The sequence below is a fragment of the Pseudomonas sp. B611 genome, assembly GCF_055407965.1.
Genome location: NZ_JBUZST010000008.1, coordinates 146,687 through 164,487, shown reverse-complemented (window position 1 = coordinate 164,487; position 17,801 = coordinate 146,687). Strand labels below are relative to the sequence as shown.

At 61.0% G+C, this 17,801-nt stretch carries 15 protein-coding genes; 11 read left to right on the top strand and 4 right to left on the bottom strand.

What is annotated here, in order from left to right; translation table 11 throughout:
• Nucleotides 1-6: 6 nt before the first annotated feature.
• On the bottom strand, nt 7-657 hold the full coding sequence (locus tag ACZRMO_RS18915) for a GNAT family N-acetyltransferase (protein ID WP_124528933.1): 651 nt from the start codon (nt 655-657) through the stop codon (nt 7-9).
• A gap of 170 nt (nt 658-827) precedes the next feature.
• Here ACZRMO_RS18915 and xthA point away from each other — a divergent pair, with 170 nt between their 5' ends.
• Both xthA and ACZRMO_RS18905 read left to right on the top strand, forming a co-directional pair.
• Complete coding sequence (gene xthA / locus ACZRMO_RS18910; protein WP_463973832.1) at nt 828-1,640, top strand: exodeoxyribonuclease III; 813 nt, start codon at nt 828-830, stop codon at nt 1,638-1,640.
• A 213-nt stretch (nt 1,641-1,853) separates the two neighbouring features.
• The gene (locus ACZRMO_RS18905; RefSeq protein WP_463973831.1) at nt 1,854-3,185 is read left to right on the top strand and encodes a substrate-binding domain-containing protein; all 1,332 of its coding nucleotides are present in this window, start codon (nt 1,854-1,856) and stop codon (nt 3,183-3,185) included.
• Between the two features lie 118 nt (nt 3,186-3,303).
• Here the strand turns inward: ACZRMO_RS18905 and ACZRMO_RS18900 are convergent, their stop codons facing one another.
• Entirely contained in the window at nt 3,304-4,533 is a 1,230-nt protein-coding gene (locus tag ACZRMO_RS18900; protein ID WP_017737718.1) for an acyl-CoA dehydrogenase, read from the bottom strand.
• 152 nt (nt 4,534-4,685) lie between these two features.
• On the opposite strand from ACZRMO_RS18900, the gene ACZRMO_RS18895 reads away from it, so the two are divergent.
• The 3 genes from ACZRMO_RS18895 (at nt 4,686) to ACZRMO_RS18885 (ending at nt 7,048) form a co-directional block, all read left to right on the top strand.
• Complete coding sequence (locus tag ACZRMO_RS18895; protein ID WP_017737717.1) at nt 4,686-5,621, top strand: LysR family transcriptional regulator; 936 nt, start codon at nt 4,686-4,688, stop codon at nt 5,619-5,621.
• A gap of 118 nt (nt 5,622-5,739) precedes the next feature.
• Nucleotides 5,740-6,132: a MerR family transcriptional regulator gene (locus ACZRMO_RS18890; protein WP_017737716.1), complete on the top strand. Its 393-nt coding sequence runs from the start codon at nt 5,740-5,742 to the stop codon at nt 6,130-6,132.
• A 16-nt stretch (nt 6,133-6,148) separates the two neighbouring features.
• Nucleotides 6,149-7,048 carry a hydroxymethylglutaryl-CoA lyase gene (locus ACZRMO_RS18885; RefSeq protein WP_463973830.1) on the top strand — a complete coding sequence of 300 codons (900 nt, stop codon included), beginning with the start codon at nt 6,149-6,151 and terminating at the stop codon, nt 7,046-7,048.
• Between the two features lie 692 nt (nt 7,049-7,740).
• On the opposite strand, the gene ACZRMO_RS18880 is transcribed toward ACZRMO_RS18885, so the two are convergent.
• Nucleotides 7,741-9,378, bottom strand: coding sequence for an AMP-binding protein (locus ACZRMO_RS18880; protein WP_463973829.1), 1,638 nt, complete (start codon nt 9,376-9,378; stop codon nt 7,741-7,743).
• A 150-nt stretch (nt 9,379-9,528) separates the two neighbouring features.
• Between ACZRMO_RS18880 and ACZRMO_RS18875 the strand changes: the two genes are divergently transcribed.
• Genes ACZRMO_RS18875 through ACZRMO_RS18860 form a run of 4 tightly spaced genes read left to right on the top strand, consistent with a single transcriptional unit; the run spans nt 9,529 to nt 15,054 of the window.
• A complete protein-coding gene (locus tag ACZRMO_RS18875; protein WP_463973828.1) occupies nt 9,529-10,692 on the top strand; it encodes an isovaleryl-CoA dehydrogenase in 1,164 nt (387 codons plus the stop codon).
• 11 nt (nt 10,693-10,703) lie between these two features.
• On the top strand, nt 10,704-12,311 hold the full coding sequence (locus ACZRMO_RS18870) for a carboxyl transferase domain-containing protein (RefSeq protein ID WP_463973827.1): 1,608 nt from the start codon (nt 10,704-10,706) through the stop codon (nt 12,309-12,311).
• Nucleotides 12,312-12,325: 14 nt separating this feature from the next.
• Entirely contained in the window at nt 12,326-13,132 is an 807-nt protein-coding gene (locus ACZRMO_RS18865) for a gamma-carboxygeranoyl-CoA hydratase (RefSeq protein ID WP_463973826.1), read from the top strand.
• A complete protein-coding gene (locus ACZRMO_RS18860; RefSeq protein ID WP_463973825.1) occupies nt 13,129-15,054 on the top strand; it encodes an acetyl/propionyl/methylcrotonyl-CoA carboxylase subunit alpha in 1,926 nt (641 codons plus the stop codon). The genes ACZRMO_RS18865 and ACZRMO_RS18860 overlap by 4 nt, the downstream gene beginning before the upstream one ends.
• Here the strand turns inward: ACZRMO_RS18860 and ACZRMO_RS18855 are convergent.
• A complete protein-coding gene (locus ACZRMO_RS18855; protein WP_463973824.1) occupies nt 15,051-15,686 on the bottom strand; it encodes a LexA family protein in 636 nt (211 codons plus the stop codon). The genes ACZRMO_RS18860 and ACZRMO_RS18855 overlap by 4 nt on opposite strands.
• A gap of 131 nt (nt 15,687-15,817) precedes the next feature.
• On the opposite strand from ACZRMO_RS18855, the gene ACZRMO_RS18850 reads away from it, so the two are divergent.
• Nucleotides 15,818-16,168: a DUF6124 family protein gene (locus tag ACZRMO_RS18850; protein ID WP_463973823.1), complete on the top strand. Its 351-nt coding sequence runs from the start codon at nt 15,818-15,820 to the stop codon at nt 16,166-16,168.
• Between the two features lie 465 nt (nt 16,169-16,633).
• Entirely contained in the window at nt 16,634-17,785 is a 1,152-nt protein-coding gene (locus ACZRMO_RS18845; protein WP_463973822.1) for a M14 family metallopeptidase, read from the top strand.
• Nucleotides 17,786-17,801: the final 16 nt, after the last annotated feature.

Here is a 17,801-nt window from a genome sequence, read left to right as displayed (position 1 = left end):
TCTGGATCAAGGCGTTGCAGCATGTAACCGCTGTGGATTGGCGTGAAAAAACACATGCTCCAGGATCGGTCCTACAGCGACTTCACCAATCTCCTCATAGCCCTGGCGTTTATAGAATTCCAGATAGCGAGAATTCCCCGTGTCCAACACCACGCCAGACGAGTGCGGGTCTTCGGCACACCAGTTGTGCACCGCCTCCAGCAGTTGCTCACCGTAATGTTTGCCCTGGAACTGCGGGTGAATGCCCAGCAGCGGCAGCATGTGCACCGCCTCGCCGGGCAGGCACGCCAGCACCGCGTGATGGTAGTCCAGATAACGCCGGGTACCGCGCACGCCGGTGCTCAACCACATGCGCAGTTGCCAGGCCCAGCTCTCGGTAATCCCCAGGCGACGTTGCGGTGGCGCAATCAGGGCGATGCCGATCAAGCGATCGTTGACGAACAGGCCAATGGCGGGAAGTTTCTGGAAGAAATGCTGCTTGACCAGTTCACGCACGGTGGCGCGCACGCGCTGTTCGTAACCTGGGCGTTCGGCCTCGAAGATGTAGGCGAACGTCGGCTCATGGCGATAGGCCTGGTACAACAGGGAGCGGGCCTCGCGGGAATAGCCGCTGTTGAGCAGGCGGATTTCGGCGGGGGCAGTGGACGTGTCCGGCATACAGTTGATCTCCCTGGGCGCCACTGAAAAGGATGGCGTTCTTATGGGTACGAACCTACGCGACTCCAGTCGTTCCCAGACATTAGCAGTGCAACTGCCCTACCGCCACGCTGGCCCCCGTCCGACTTGTCGGCTAGCATCGCCCTTTTGCCAGGACTGGACTGCCGACCATGAAAATCGTCTCCTTCAATATCAACGGGCTGCGCGCGCGCCCTCATCAGCTGGCGGCACTGATCGAGAAGCACCAACCGGATGTGATCGGCCTGCAAGAAACCAAGGTCCACGACGACCAGTTCCCCCTGGCCGAAGTGCAGGCTCTTGGCTATCACGTGTACTACCACGGCCAAAAAGGCCACTACGGCGTCGCCCTGCTCTCGCGCCAACCGGCGTTGAGCCTGCACAAAGGGTTCGCCAGCGATGAAGAAGACGCCCAGCGCCGGTTTATCTGGGGCACGTTCGCCGACGAAAACGGCAACCCGATCACCATCATGAATGGCTATTTCCCACAAGGTGAAAGCCGCGACCATCCGACCAAGTTCCCGGCGAAGAAACGCTTCTACGAAGACCTGCAACAGCTGTTGGAAAGCCAGTTCAACAATGACCAGCCGCTGGTGGTGATGGGCGACATCAACATCTCCCCGGAAGACATCGACATCGGCATCGGCCCCGACAACGCCAAGCGTTGGCTGAAAACCGGCAAGTGCAGCTTCCTGCCGGAAGAGCGCGAGTGGATGGCACGTTTGAAGAACTGGGGCCTGGTGGACAGCTTCCGCCACCTGAACCCGGACGTGGCCGACCGTTTCAGCTGGTTTGACTACCGCAGCCGTGGTTTTGAGGATGAGCCCAAGCGTGGGCTGCGGATCGACGTGATCCTGGCGTCCAATGGCTTGCTGCCACGGGTCAAGGATGCGGGGGTGGATTATGAATTGCGTGGGTTGGAAAAGCCGTCGGACCATGCGCCGATCTGGCTTGAGCTGAGCTGACCTCTGGCTGTACTCATTCTAAATGTGGGAGCGGGCTTGTGTGGGAGCGGGCTTGCTCGCGAATGCGGTGGGTCAGTCAAAAATTAATTGCCTGACACTCCGCTTTCGCGAGCAAGCCCGCTCCCACATTTTGCTCTGTGAACACCTGTCATATTTACGCAACCTTACTGACTTATTCTCGCGGCACTCCCTTTGGCTTGAGAAGGTGCCGGCATGAGGCTGCGCGTTCTGTTCCTGCTGGTCCTGTTTCCCCTGTCCGCCGTTGCTGCCTCCCTGCCCGTTCCCGATCAAGGCCCCGCCTTGCGCCTCCAGGGTTCCAACACCATTGGCGCGGCGCTCGGGCCGGCGTTGGTCAAGGGGCTGCTGGAGCATCAAGGTTTGCAGGCGGTGCACAGTGAACCGGCACAAGGCGCCAACGAGCAGCGCGTGGTCGGCAAGACGCGCCAGGGCAAGATCGTCACCATCGAAGTCGCAGCCCACGGTTCCAGCACCGGCTTTACGGCGCTGAAAAAATCCTCTGCCGACCTGGCTGCGTCCTCCCGCCCGATCAAAGACAGCGAACTGGTAGACCTCGAACCCCTCGGCGACTTGAAAAGCCCCGAGGCCGAACAAGTGATCGCCATCGACGGCCTGGCCATCATCCTCAACCCGCAAAACCCGTTGACCACCCTGAACACCGAGCAACTGGCGCAGATCTTCAATGGCGAGATCAGCACCTGGGAAGCCCTGGGCGGTGTCGGCGGGAACATTCATGTATATGCGCGCGATGACCAGTCCGGCACCTACGACACCTTCAAGGAACTGGTGCTGCGCCTGCGCGGCAAACCGCTGGCGCCCACGGCCAAGCGCTTCGAATCCAGCGAGCAGTTGTCGGACGCGGTCAGCCAGGACCCGCAAGGTATTGGTTTTATCGGCCTGCCCTATGTGCGCCAGGCCAAGGCGGTGGCGATTGTCGACGGTGACTCGCAACCGATGTTGCCGTTGAACAGCTTGATTGCCACAGAAGATTACCCGCTGTCGCGGCGGTTGTTTTTCTACCTGCCGCCATCCGGTCACAATCCGTGGGCCAAGGCCCTGGTGGACTTTACCCAGAGCAGCAAGGGCCAGGCGATTGTCGCGGCCAGTGGGTTTATCGCGCAGCAGGTGCAGGCGATGAGCGTGCAGGCGCGCCCGTCGATGCCTGAGGATTACCAGGCCATCGCCCGCGAGGCCCAGCGTTTGACTGTCAATTTCCGCTTCGAAGAAGGCAGTGCCAGCCTCGACAACAAGGCCCGCCAGGATTTGCAACGGGTGGTGGCGTATCTGAAAGGCCATGACAAGCTCGACCGGCAGGTTACGCTGGTGGGCTTCGGCGATGCCAAGGATGACCCGCAGCGGGCGGCGTTGTTGTCGAAATTGCGCGGCATGGCGGTGCGGCGGGAGTTGGTCAAGAGCGGCGTGGTGCTGAGGGATATTCGCGGGTTTGGCGCGCAGATGCCGGTGGCGGCGAATACGGCGGATGAGGGCAGGATCAAGAATCGGCGGGTGGAGGTTTGGGTGTACTGATCGTTCCCACGCTCCGCGTGGGAACGCCGCCCCGGACGCTCCGCGTCCGCTCTTGAAGCCATGACGCGGAGCGTCAAGGGATGCATTCCCACGCGGAGCGTGGGAACGATCATGTGGGTTACTGCCCGCTACGCATCAACTCCCGAGGCACATACTTGCCAATCTCAAACTTGCCAATCGCCGCCCGGTGCACTTCATCCGGGCCATCGGCCAGGCGCAGGGTGCGTTGCATGGCATACATGTAGGCCAGCGGGAAGTCATTGGAAACCCCGGCGCCGCCATGGATCTGGATCGCACGGTCGATCACCTTCAACGCCACGTTCGGCGCCACGACCTTGATCTGGGCGATTTCGCTTTTCGCCACTTTGTTGCCCACGGTGTCCATCATGTACGCCGCTTTCAGGGTCAGCAGGCGCGCCATGTCGATCTCCATGCGCGAGTCGGCGATCTTGTCGATATTGCCGCCCAGGCGCGCCAGCGGCTTGCCGAACGCGGTACGGCTGACGGCGCGTTTGCACATCAGTTCCAGCGCACGCTCGGCCATGCCGATGGAGCGCATGCAGTGGTGGATGCGGCCTGGGCCCAGGCGGCCTTGGGCGATTTCGAAGCCGCGGCCTTCGCCGAGCAGGACGTTTTCGTACGGTACACGTACGTTGTCGAAGAACACTTCGGCATGGCCGTGGGGCGCGTCGTCGTAGCCGAATACCGGTAGCGGACGTACGATTTTTACCCCAGGGGTGTCCACCGGCACCAGGATCATCGAGTGCTGCTGGTGGCGCGGTGCGTCGGGGTTGCTCAGGCCCATGAAGATCAGGATCTTGCAGCGCGGGTCGCAGGCGCCGGAGGTCCACCATTTCTTGCCGTTGATCACCCATTCGTCGCCCTGACGCTCGGCGCGGGCCGCCATATTGGTGGCGTCGGAGGACGCAACGTCCGGTTCGGTCATGGCGAACGCGGAGCGGATCTCGCCGCGCAGCAGCGGCTCAAGCCAACGCTGTTTCTGCTCGGCGTTGGCGTAGCGCACCAACACTTCCATGTTGCCGGTGTCAGGGGCGGAGCAGTTGAACGGCTCCGGGCCCAGCAGCGAGCGGCCCATGATTTCTGCCAATGGCGCGTATTCGAGGTTGGTCAGGCCGGCACCCAGTTCGGATTCCGGCAGGAACAGGTTCCACAGGCCTTCGGCTTTGGCCTTGGCCTTCAGCTCTTCCATGATCGCGGTGGGCTGCCAGCGATCACCTTCGTTGACCTGGCGTTCGAACACCGGCTCGGCCGGGTAGACGTATGTGTCCATAAACGCGGTGACGCGTTCACGCAGTTCCTGAACCTTGGGCGAATAGGCGAAATCCATGAGCAGCTCCCTTCTCTGAGAGGTTGTTTAGGTCATGCAATCGATGCTAGAACAGCGTTGATAATTTACCTAGCCTATTCTCGGCGTGTATTAACATTCATCACCGATATATGATCGGCCTATCGGCATCTAACAATAAGAGCGCAATGCACATGAATCTGAGCAAGGTCGACCTCAACCTGTTTATCGTCTTCGACGCCATCTACACCGAAGCCAACCTGACCCGCGCCGGGCAGATTGTCGGCATCACCCAGCCGGCGGTGTCCAACGCATTGGCGCGCCTGCGCGAAACCTTCAACGACCCGCTGTTCGTGCGCACCGCCCAAGGCATGGTGCCCACGCCGATGGCGCAGAACATCATCGGCCCGGTGCGCAATGCGCTGTCGTTGCTGCGGGTGTCGGTGCAGGAAAGCCGCATCTTCAACCCACAGCAGGCGGCCAAGACCTACCGCATCAGCATGACCGACCTCACGGAAGCGGTGATATTGCCGGCGCTGTTCCAGCGCCTGCGCCGCCTGGCGCCGACGGTGGTGATCGAGAGTTTCCTGTCCAAACGCCGTGAAACCACCAAGGAACTGGCCGCCGGGCGCCTGGACTTTGCCGTGGATGCGCCGCTCAACACCGACCCGCAGGTGCGCCACGTCAAGCTGATGGAAGACCGCTACGTGTGCGCCATGCGCAAGGGCCATCCGCTGGCGGGCAAGGACAAACTGACGCTGGATGACTACCTGGGGCTGACCCACATTCATATCTCCAGCCGCCGCAACGGCTTGGGCCATGTGGACCTGGCGCTGGGCAAGATGGGCCTGCAACGCAAGATCGCCCTGCGCTCCCAGCACTACCTGATGGCCTCGCAAGTGTTGCAGCAGACCGACATGGTGATGACCGTGCCCGAACGCTTTGCCCGCCGCCATGAACTGCACTGGTTCAACCTGCCGGTCAACGACGTGCCGCCGGTGGAAACCCACCTGTACTGGCACGAAAGCACCGACCAGGACCCGGCGAACCGTTGGATGCGTGAGCAGATGATCGAGTTGTGCCAGCAGGTCACGGCGCATGAGAAGAAACTGGATGGCAAGCAAGCTTGACCTGTGGGAGGGGCGGTGCGACGGTTCGACTTGCCCCCGATGGGCTGCACAGCAGCCCTTGACGTTAACGTCAACCAAACATTAGCTTAGCGCCCACGACATTTTCTCGGGCACCGCCATGAGCACCACCTACAGCATCTCCGACCTCGCCCGCGAGCTCGACATCACCACCCGCGCCATTCGCTTCTACGAAGAACAAGGCCTGCTGGCCCCGGAACGCCGGGGCCAGGAGCGCATCTACTCGGCACGGGACAAGGTCAGCCTCAAGCTGATCCTGCGCGGCAAACGCATCGGTTTTTCTCTGGCCGAATGCCGCGAGTTGATCGAACTCTACGACCCTACCAGCGGCAACCACATCCAGCTCAACAGCATGCTCAGCAAAATCGCCGAGCGCCGTGAGCAGTTGGAACAGCAACTGCTGGACATCGAACAGATGAAACTCGAACTGGACACCGCCGAAGAGCGCTGCACCCAGGCCCTGGCCCACACCATGAGCCAGGTTGGCCATTGATCAGAAGGTAGCTGCCATGTCCCTCCCCTCCCATGTGCGCCTGGTGGAAGTCGGCCCGCGCGACGGTTTGCAGAATGAAGCCCAGCCCATCAGCGTGGCCGACAAGGTCCAGTTGGTGGATGCACTCAGTGCGGCCGGCTTGAGCTATATCGAAGTCGGCAGTTTTGTCTCGCCCAAATGGGTGCCGCAGATGGCTGGGTCGGCCGAGGTGTTTGCGCAGATCCAGCGCAAGCCGGGCGTGACCTATGGCGCACTGGCGCCGAACCTGCGCGGTTTTGAGGATGCATTGGCCGCCGGGGTCAAGGAAGTGGCGGTGTTTGCGGCGGCGTCCGAGGCGTTTTCCCAGCGCAATATCAACTGTTCCATCAGCGAAAGCCTGGAACGCTTTGCGCCGATCATGGCGGCGGCCAAACAGCATGGGATCAGTGTGCGCGGATATGTGTCCTGTGTACTGGGTTGCCCGTACGAAGGCCAGATCGCCCCGGAGCAGGTGGCGGCAGTGGCGCGGGAGCTGTATGCCATGGGCTGCTATGAGGTGTCCCTGGGCGACACCATCGGCACCGGCACGGCGGGCGCTACACGGCGGCTGTTCGAGGTGGTCGGTGCGCAGGTGCCACGGGACAAGCTCGCAGGGCACTTCCACGACACCTACGGCCAGGCCGTGGCGAATATCTACGCCAGCCTGTTGGAGGGGATCAACGTGTTCGACAGCTCTATCGCGGGCCTCGGCGGCTGCCCTTACGCCAAAGGCGCCAGCGGTAACGTGGCGACCGAAGATGTGCTGTACCTGCTCAACGGCCTGGGTATCGAGACCGGTGTCGACTTGGAGGCCTTGATCCGCGCGGGCGAACAAATCAGCCGCGTGCTCGGTCGGCCGACAGGTTCGCGTGTGACCAAGGCACGTAACGCCGGTTGAGTAGCATAGCCGTGACAATGTGTTACCGCCTGCCTACACATCGAGTAACACGGGAACATATTTTGTCTCATTTGCCGTAGGCAATTACCTACACAAAAATCAAACCATTGATTTCAAAGGACTTTTAAAAGTTGGCACGGCTTCTGCTATCTCTATGGCATAACAAGAATAAAAAGCGCCAAACCTAATAAAAATAAGACGAAACGACTCTGACATAACAAAAACAACACGGCAGAGACGCAGCTAACAGATTTTTTTGGAGAAGATGTGCTTCGCAGGGAACGGCAATGCCGAAACCCGCGACCAGTAGAGAAAAATAAAACTACCTCAGGTAGCTACCCACTGGTTGGATCGCGTGCGAAGAAGCAGATCAGCGTTCAAAAAAATACGTTTGCTCTTGACCCCGGATGGGGGTCGCCAAAAACAGCGGTAAAGGGTAACGGTTGCCAAAAACAACAATAGACCGCCCCTCAATAATAAAAAAAGAGCACGCAACGACAAATTAAAGGGGACCTCTGGGTCCCCTTTGTGCTTTCTGCGATTCCTCAATTTGCCTGACACAGCACTATTCAAAATGTGGGAGCTGTTTGTGTGGGAGCTGGCTTGCCTGCGATAGCGGTGTATCAGGCACAGCTGTATTGACTGACAGAATGCTATCGCAGGCAAGCCAGCTCCCACATAAGCTCATGGTGTTATTGAGATTGGACTCGCAGCTCCTCCATCGAAATCTCGCGCATGCGAAATTTCTGGATCTTGCCCGTCACCGTCATCGGAAACTCCTCCACAAACCTGAAATGCCGGGGCGTCTTGAAGTGTGCAATTCGCCCCTTGCACCAGGTTTGCAGCTCCAGTGCATTGGCCACATGGCCCGGGTGAAACTTGATCCAGGCCACGATCTCTTCGCCATAACGCTCATCCGGAATACCAATGACTTGCACATCCGCCACCGCCGGGTGGGTAAAGAAAAACTCTTCCAACTCCCGCGGATAAACGTTCTCGCCGCCGCGAATGATCATGTCCTTGTTACGCCCGGCAATGCACACGTAGCCGTGGGCGTCCATGCTCGCCAGGTCGCCGGTGTGCATCCAGCCGGCGTCGTCGATGGCTTCGCGGGTGCCTTCGGGGTTGTTCCAGTAGCCGAGCATCACGCTGTAGCCACGGGTACACAGCTCACCGATCTCACCGCGCGCAACCGTGTTGCCATCAACGTCGATGATCTTGTTTTCCAACTGCGGCTGGGTACGCCCGACCGTGGCGACGCGGCGCTCCAGGTCGTCATTGGCGCCGGTTTGCAACGACACCGGGCTGGTTTCGGTCATGCCGTAGGCAATCTGCACCTCGCCCATGTGCAACTCGCTGATCACCCGGCGCATCACTTCGATGGGGCACGTGGCGCCGGCCATGATACCGGTGCGCAGGCTGGCCAGGTCGAACTCGCCCCGGCGCGGGTGATCGAGTACGGCGATAAACATGGTGGGCACGCCGTAGAGGCCGGTGGCGCGCTCTTCAGCAACCGCAGTGAGGGTCAGCAATGGGTCGAAGCCATCATTGGGATAGATCATCGTAGTGCCGTGGGTGATGCAGCCGAGGTTGCCCATCACCATGCCGAAGCAGTGATACAGCGGCACCGGGATCACCAGGCGGTCCTGCGCGGTCAGGCCCAGGCTTTCGCCGACCATGTAACCGTTATTGAGAATGTTGTGGTGACTGAGGGTGGCGCCCTTGGGAAAACCGGTGGTGCCGGAGGTGTACTGGATATTGACGGGTTGATCGAAATGCAGGCTGGCCTGGCGGCTGTGCAGTTGCTCGGGTGGAATGCCGGCGCCAACGGCCGCCAGTTGCGACCAGGGCATGAAGCCCGGCGGCGGGCTGGGGTCGAGGCTGATGAGGCCGCGCAGGTCAGGCTTCAACGCCTGCACCATCGCGTGATAATCGGAGGTCTTGAACGCCCCGGCGCACACCAGCCACTGGCAACCGGACTGCTTGAGCACGTAGTCCAATTCACTGCTGCGATAGGCCGGGTTGATGTTGACCAGGATCACGCCCAGCTTGGCGCTGGCGATCTGGCTGATGCACCACTCGGCGCAGTTGGGGGCCCAGATGCCCAAGCGATCACCCGCCTGCATGCCCAGGGCAAGGAAGGCGCGGGCGTGCAGGTCAACGGTCTCGGCCAGTTGCTGCCAGGTGTAGCGGCGTTGTTGATGGCGTACCACCAGGGCTTCGCCCTCCGGGTATTGCGCCACGGTGTGATCGAACGCCTGGCCAATCGTCATGGCCAGCAAGGTCTTGTCCTGAGCGCCACGGCTGTAACTCTGATTCGGTTGTTCCATAACGACCCCTATTGTCTTTTTTGTAGGTTGACGTAAACGTAAACTACGATTGACAGCGCCGTAACGCAAGCTTACGTTAACGTAAAGGTGAGCGCCCTCCCCCGACGTTCAGCCCACACAAAAACAAAGCTCACATTAAGGTGCCTGTCCATGAGTTACCCGTCCCTGAACTTCGCCCTCGGCGAAACCATCGACATGCTGCGCGATCAGGTGCAGTCCTTTGTAGCCAAGGAAATCGCACCCCGCGCCGCGCAAATCGACAGCGACAACCTGTTCCCCGCCGACCTGTGGCGCAAGTTCGGCGACATGGGCCTGCTCGGCATTACCGTGCCGGAAGAGTACGGCGGCGCGGGTCTGGGTTACCTGGCGCATGTGGTGGCGATGGAAGAGATCAGCCGCGGCTCCGCCTCCGTGGCGTTGTCCTACGGCGCCCACTCCAACCTGTGTGTGAACCAGATCAACCGCAACGGCAACCACGCGCAAAAACTCAAGTATCTGCCCCAACTCCTCAGCGGCGAACACGTCGGCGCCCTGGCCATGAGCGAGCCGAATGCCGGCTCCGATGTGGTCTCGATGAAACTGCGCGCCGACAAACGCGGCGACCACTACGTGCTCAACGGCAGCAAGACCTGGATCACCAACGGCCCCGACGCCAACACCTACGTGATCTACGCCAAGACCGACCTGGAAAAGGGCGCCCACGGCATCACCGCGTTTATCGTCGAACGTGACTGGAACGGCTTCAGCCGCAGCAGCAAATTCGACAAGCTGGGCATGCGCGGCTCGAACACCTGCGAGCTGTTTTTCGATGACGTCGAAGTGCCGGAAGAAAACATACTCGGCGTGCTCAACGGCGGCGTGAAAGTGCTGATGAGCGGCCTGGACTACGAGCGCGTAGTACTTTCCGGCGGCCCCACCGGGATCATGCAAGCCTGCATGGACCTGATCGTGCCCTACATCCACGATCGCAAGCAGTTCGGCCAGAGCATCGGCGAATTCCAGCTGATCCAGGGCAAAGTCGCCGACATGTACACCCAACTCAACGCCAGCCGTGCCTACCTCTACGCGGTGGCCCAGGCGTGCGAGCGCGGCGAGACCACGCGCAAGGACGCCGCTGGCGTGATCCTCTACAGCGCCGAGCGCGCCACGCAAATGGCCCTCGACGCGATCCAGATCCTCGGCGGCAACGGCTACATCAATGAATTCCCCGCCGGCCGCCTGCTGCGCGACGCCAAGCTATATGAAATCGGCGCCGGTACCAGTGAGATTCGCCGGATGTTGATCGGTCGCGAACTCTTCAACGAAACCCGCTGAGGGAGCGCGCCATGGCCACCTTGCATACCCAGCTCAACCCGCGCTCGGCGGAGTTTGCCGCCAACAGCGCAGCGATGCGCCAACAGGTCGATGCCCTGCACACCCTACTCGCCCATGTGCAACAAGGCGGCGGCGCGAAGGCGCAGGAACGGCACACCTCACGCGGCAAACTGCTGCCCCGTGAACGCATCAACCGCCTGCTCGACCCGGGTTCGCCGTTCCTCGAACTGAGCCAGCTCGCCGCCCATCAGGTGTATGGCGAAGACGTGCCCGCCGCCGGGGTGATTGCCGGGATCGGCCGCGTGGAGGGCGTCGAGTGCATGATCGTCGCCAACGACGCGACGGTGAAAGGCGGCTCCTACTACCCGCTTACGGTAAAAAAACACCTGCGTGCCCAGACCATCGCCGAACAGAACCGCCTGCCGTGTATCTACCTGGTGGATTCCGGTGGCGCCAACCTGCCGCGCCAGGACGAAGTGTTCCCCGACCGCGAACACTTCGGGCGGATCTTCTTCAACCAGGCCAACATGAGCGCCCAGGGTATCCCGCAAATCGCCGTGGTGATGGGCTCCTGCACCGCCGGCGGCGCCTATGTACCGGCCATGGCCGACGAAGCGATCATGGTGCGCCAGCAAGCCACGATCTTCCTCGCCGGACCGCCGCTGGTAAAAGCTGCCACCGGCGAAGTGGTCAGCGCCGAAGACCTCGGCGGCGCCGATGTGCACTGCAAGATCTCCGGTGTGGCCGACCACTATGCCGACAGCGATGAACACGCTTTGGCATTGGCGCGGCGCAGCGTCGCCAACCTCAACTGGCGCAAACAGGGCCAGTTGCAACAACGCCCACCCGTGGCGCCGTTGTACAGCGGTGAAGAGTTGTACGGCGTGATCCCGGCCGACGCCAAGCAACCGTTCGATGTGCGCGAAGTGATCGCGCGGCTGGTGGATGGCTCAGTGTTCGATGAGTTCAAGGCACTGTTCGGCACCACGCTGGTGTGCGGTTTTGCGCACCTGCACGGCTACCCGATTGCGATCCTCGCCAATAACGGCATCCTGTTCGCCGAAGCCGCGCAAAAAGGCGCGCACTTTATCGAGCTGGCGTGCCAGCGCGGCATTCCCCTGCTGTTTTTGCAGAACATCACCGGCTTCATGGTCGGGCAGAAATACGAAGCCGGCGGCATCGCCAAGCACGGCGCCAAACTGGTCACAGCCGTGGCCTGCGCCAAGGTGCCGAAGTTCACGGTGATCATCGGCGGCAGCTTTGGTGCCGGTAACTATGGCATGTGCGGCCGCGCCTATGACCCACGGTTCTTGTGGATGTGGCCGAATGCGCGCATCGGCGTGATGGGCGCCGAACAGGCCGCTGGCGTACTGGTGCAGGTCAAGCGCGAGCAGGCCGAACGCGCAGGCGTGGGATTCAGTGCCGAGGAAGAAGCCGCGATCAAGCAGCCGATCCTCGACCAATACGAAACCCAGGGCCACCCCTACTACTCCAGCGCTCGCCTATGGGACGACGGGGTCATCGACCCGCTGCAAACCCGTGACGTGCTGGCCCTGGCCCTCTCTGCCGCGTTGAATGCCCCCATCGAGCCGAGCCGCTTCGGCGTGTTCCGCATGTAAATGGAGCTGTCCCCATGAGCGATTTCAACACCCTCGAACTGATCACCGACAGCCGTGGTTTTGCCACGCTGTGGCTCAGTCGTGAAGCCAAGAACAACGCGTTTAATGCCGAGATGATCCGCGAACTGATCATCGCCCTCGACCAGGTGCAGGGCGATCCTACCCTGCGCTTTCTCGTCTTGCGTGGGCGCGGCAAGCATTTCAGCGCCGGCGCCGACCTGGCCTGGATGCAGCAATCGGCCGAGCTGGATTACCACACCAACCTGGACGACGCCCGCGAACTGGCGGAGCTGATGTACAACCTGGCCAAGCTGAAAATCCCCACCCTGGCAGTGGTGCAAGGCGCGGCATACGGTGGCGCGCTGGGCTTGATCAGTTGCTGCGACATGGCGATCGGCGCCGATGATGCGCAGTTCTGCCTGTCGGAAGTGCGTATTGGTCTGGCCCCGGCGGTGATCAGCCCGTTCGTGGTGCAGGCCATCGGCGAACGCGCCGCACGGCGTTATACCTTGACCGCCGAGCGTTTCGGCGGCCAGCGGGCGCGGGAGATCGGCTTGCTGGCAGAGAGCTATCCAATCAGCGAGTTGGATCTGCACGTCGAGTTGTGGGTCGCCAACCTGTTGCAAAACAGCCCCGCAGCGATGCGTTCCAGCAAGGATTTGCTGCGCGAAGTCGGTAACGGCGCCCTCACGCCGGCGCTGCGCCGCTATTGCGAAAATGCCATCGCCCGAATTCGCGTCAGCGCCGAAGGCCAGGAAGGCTTGCGCGCGTTCCTGCAAAAACGTGCGCCAATTTGGCAGTCCCAGGAGCCGCGCTCATGAGCACACTGACCACCGTGCTGGTAGCCAATCGCGGCGAGATTGCCTGCCGGGTAATGCGTACCGCCAAGGCCATGGGCCTGACCACTGTGGCTGTGCACAGCGCCACGGACCGCGACGCACGCCATAGTCGCGAAGCCGATATTCGCGTTGATCTGGGCGGCAGCAAGGCCACCGAGAGTTACCTGCAAATCGACAAGTTGATCGCCGCCGCCCACGCCAGCGGTGCCCAGGCGATTCATCCAGGTTATGGTTTTTTGTCGGAAAACGCCGGGTTCGCCCGTGCGATTGAAGCGGCCGGCTTGATCTTCCTCGGCCCGCCCGCCTCGGCCATTGACGCCATGGGCAGCAAATCTGCGGCCAAGGCGCTGATGGAAACTGCCGGCGTGCCGTTGGTACCGGGTTACCACGGCGAAGCCCAGGATCTGGAAACATTCCGCGACGCCTGCGCACGCATCGGTTATCCGGTGTTGCTCAAGGCCACGGCGGGCGGCGGCGGCAAGGGCATGAAGGTGGTCGAGGAGGTCAGCCAGCTTGCCGAGGCCCTCGCCTCTGCCCAGCGTGAGGCGCTGTCCTCATTCGGCAATGGGCAGATGTTGGTGGAGAAATACCTGCTCAAGCCGCGCCATGTGGAAATCCAGGTGTTTGCCGACAGACACGGCCACTGCCTGTACCTCAATGAGCGCGACTGCTCGATCCAGCGCCGCCATCAAAAGGTCGTGGAAGAAGCACCGGCGCCGGGGTTTAGCGTTGAACAACGCAAGGCCATGGGCGAAGCCGCCGTGCGCGCGGCCCAGGCCATCGGTTATGTCGGCGCCGGCACCGTGGAGTTCTTGCTGGATGCGCGCGGTGAGTTTTTCTTCATGGAGATGAACACGCGCCTGCAAGTGGAGCATCCGGTGACCGAGGCGATTACCGGCCTCGACCTGGTGGCCTGGCAGATTCGCGTCGCCCAGGGCGAAGCGCTGCCCATCACGCAAGCGCAGGTGCCACTGGTCGGCCATGCGATTGAAGTGCGCTTGTATGCCGAAGACCCGGCCAATGATTTCCTGCCGGCGACCGGGCAGCTGGCGCTGTACCGCGAATCGACAGCAGGCCCAGGGCGTCGAGTGGACAGTGGCGTCGCCCAAGGCGATAGCGTGTCGCCCTTCTACGACCCGATGCTCGGCAAGCTGATTGCCTGGGGCGAAGACCGTGAACAAGCCCGCCTGCGCTTGCTGAGCATGCTTGATGAGTTCGCCGTTGGCGGGCTCAAGACCAACCTGGGCTTCTTGCGGCGCATCATCGGCCATCCCGCGTTTGCGACGGCGGAATTGGATACGGGGTTTATCCCGCGCTATCAGGATGAACTGCTGCCAATGCCTGGCGGGTTGAGCGATGAGTTCTGGCGGGCCGCCGGTGCGGCCTTTATACAGACCTTGCCGGCGGATGATGGGCCTTGGGCCGACACCCGTGGCTTTCGCGCCGGTCTGCCTGCCGAGGTGTCCCTGCATTTAAGCTGCAATGGCCAGGACCGGCTGGTGACGCTGGCGGCAGATACGCCGCAGTTGCGTGACGAACAGCTGTGGGTCGAACAACAGGGTGTGCGTCGCGCGCATCTGGCGGTGCGCAGCGGCGATACCTTGTACCTGCGTTGGGACGGAGAAATGCACGCGGTCAGCCTGTTCGACCCGATTGCAGCGGTCGAGGCCAACCAGTCTCACCAGGGTGGCCTCACCGCGCCAATGAACGGCAGCATCGTGCGGGTGCTGGTCGAGGTCGGCCAAACCGTGGAAGCCGGCACGCAACTAGTGGTGCTGGAGGCGATGAAGATGGAGCACAGTATTCGTGCGCCCCAGGCGGGCGTGGTCAAGGCACTGTTCTGCCAGGAAGGCGAAATGGTTGCCGAAGGTTGCGCGCTGGTGGAACTCGAAACAGCAGGCTAGAACTTCGCCGTGGCCTGCACCACCACGCCGAGGATGTGGCAATCGTCGGTAAGCAGCAGCTTCGGGTAGGTCGGATTGAGCGGTACCAGGTACAGCTGGCCGCTCTCTTTCAGCAACTGGCGAAAGGTTGCCTGTGGGCTGTCGGCCCATCGGGCAACCACCAGCTTGCCCGGTTCGGCGGTGATGGCCGGATCCACCAGGATCATCATCCCCGCGCTGATGCTCAGGCCGCTGGGCGCGGTCATTGCATCGCCCGTGACCGGCAGCCAGAACGCTTCGCCTCGAGCGTGGTAATCCGTCAGCTCGAAACGCGGCGGGCCATAGCTGGCACGCTCTTCACGGGTTTCGCACAGGCCGCTCCAATCGCTGACCGGGTAGCGGAAATACGGGTTGTAGTGGCTCGTGGTGTCGGGTTCCTCGGCGGACCGTTCGCGAATCTGCAACGAGACCTCCAGGTACCCCAGGCCCAGCTCCGCCAGTACCCTGTTCATGTCCGCCACGCTCGGCACACGACGTTTCGCCAGCCAGTGGCCGACGCCGCCCTGGGTCATGCCCAAGCGCTCGGCCAACTCGGTTTGCGTGACCTTGGGGTGTTTCATGTTGGCTTTGACCAACGCTATCCATTTATCCATGGGGCCTGACAATACGTGAGGTATTTTCCCGGGCAATAAACAGTTTGTAGTAATCCATAAAACGACATAAATACGATACGTACTATGATCGGACATAAGGTTTTCGACACCCAACCGGAGTACCGCCCCTTATGACGACAAGCCCCCATCCCCTGCCCGACGACCCCGAAACCGCAGATATCCTCGACATACGCAGCAGTGGCGCCGCCCAGCGCGCGCTGGACTATTACTTGAAAGAAGAGGTGTCGATATCCGGCACGGACGACAGCTTCTTCAGCATCAAACCCGGCATCAGCCAGGAAGAAGCACTGATCCACGCCTCGGACCTGCTGCGCAGCGCCGCAGCCACTGCCTATGAATCGGCGAGCAGCCACCAAGGCAACAACCGCGACCTGGCGTTTTCAGTGGTGTATTTGATTGATATGGCGAAAGCGATGGTGGAGCGATCGTTGCGTGCGCCACAGGCTCAGGCAAGCGTTTAACAGGCGCAAAGGAAAAATATTTCTATCCCGACGATAAAAACATTTGACTTGCAAATGATAATGATTATTATTGGACCCAGCTGATCGCGAGATCAGTCGATAGACCAAGGGACCTTAGGTCGGACTCTTGGAATATCTCCTCATCAGGCTAATCACGGTTTTTGACCCGGCTCTTTGGCCGGGTCTTTTTTTTGCCAGTTTCCCTGGCATGGCTTCAGGCTAATGAAGACTGTGTGTTGCTTGATGGCGCGCATGGTAGCAAAAGACCATCGCCAAAAGAAAGCCGAACGAACGCTCTACGTCGGATCTTTGCGAATTAGCGCTTGAGAATCAATCTCATAGATTCTAAGCTGCTGGCGCGTCAAGGACGACGCCCCCTCCTCCCTGCAACAATTTTGCATCAAGATTTTGCCTGGCTCCTGTGTAAGATATCCGCCACAACACTCATATTCAGGCAACCAGACTATGACCGTGGCCTTGACCTCCATCAGGATCAGCACCGACTTCGACAGTGGCAATATCCAGGTGCTTGACGCCAGCGATGCCTATCAGTTGTTGCTCGCCATCAAACCCGACACCCGCAGCGCACATTTCCAGTGGTTTCATTTCAAGGCCGAAGGCATGCATGTGGGCCACACCCACACCTTCCGCCTGAGCAACGCGAGCCAGTCCTCCTATAAACACGCCTGGAGCGGTTACAACGCCGTCGCCTCCTATGACCATATCAACTGGTTCCGCGTGCCCTCGCGTTTTGACGGCGAACTCCTGCACATCAGCCTCGAAACCCGCGAAAAGCATGCGTGGATTGCCTATTTCGAACCCTACAGCCGCGAACGCCACGACTGGCTGATCGGCCAGGCCTTGAGCCGCGCCGGCACCCAATTGCTGGCCACCGGTAAAAGCGTCGAGGGCCGTGACATTCAGTTGCTGCGCCGTGGCAAAGGCGGCGAAGGCCGACGCAACATCTGGATCATTGCCCAGCAGCATCCCGGCGAGCACATGGCCGAATGGTTTATGGAAGGCATCATCGAACGCCTGCAACAGGACGGTGACAGCGAACTGAAAAAACTGCTGAAAGTCGCCGACCTGTACCTGATACCCAACATGAACCCGGATGGCGCCTTCCATGGTCACCTGCGCACCAACGCCATGGGCCAGGACCTCAACCGTGCCTGGCAGAGCGCCAGCCAGGAGATCAGCCCGGAAGTGCTGTTCGTCCAGCAACAGATGGAGAAATACGGCGTCGACCTGTTCCTCGACATCCATGGCGACGAAGAAATCCCCTACGTCTTCACCGCCGGCTGCGAAGGCAACCCAGGCTACACCCCACGTATCGAATCACTGGAAAAGCGCTTCCGCAGCCACCTGAGCGCCCTCACCCGCGACTTCCAGACCACCCACGGCTACACCCGCGACCTGCCGGGTGAGGCCAACATGACCCTGGCCTGCAATGCCGTTGGTGAACAGTACGACTGCCTGTCGCTGACCCTGGAAATGCCCTTCAAGGACAACGACGACGCGCCCAACCCCCACACCGGCTGGTCGGGCAAACGCTCGATGCAATTGGGCAAGGACGTGTTGAGTACCGTCGCCGATATCGTCGGCGTGTTGCGCTGACCCTGTTCGGGTTGAG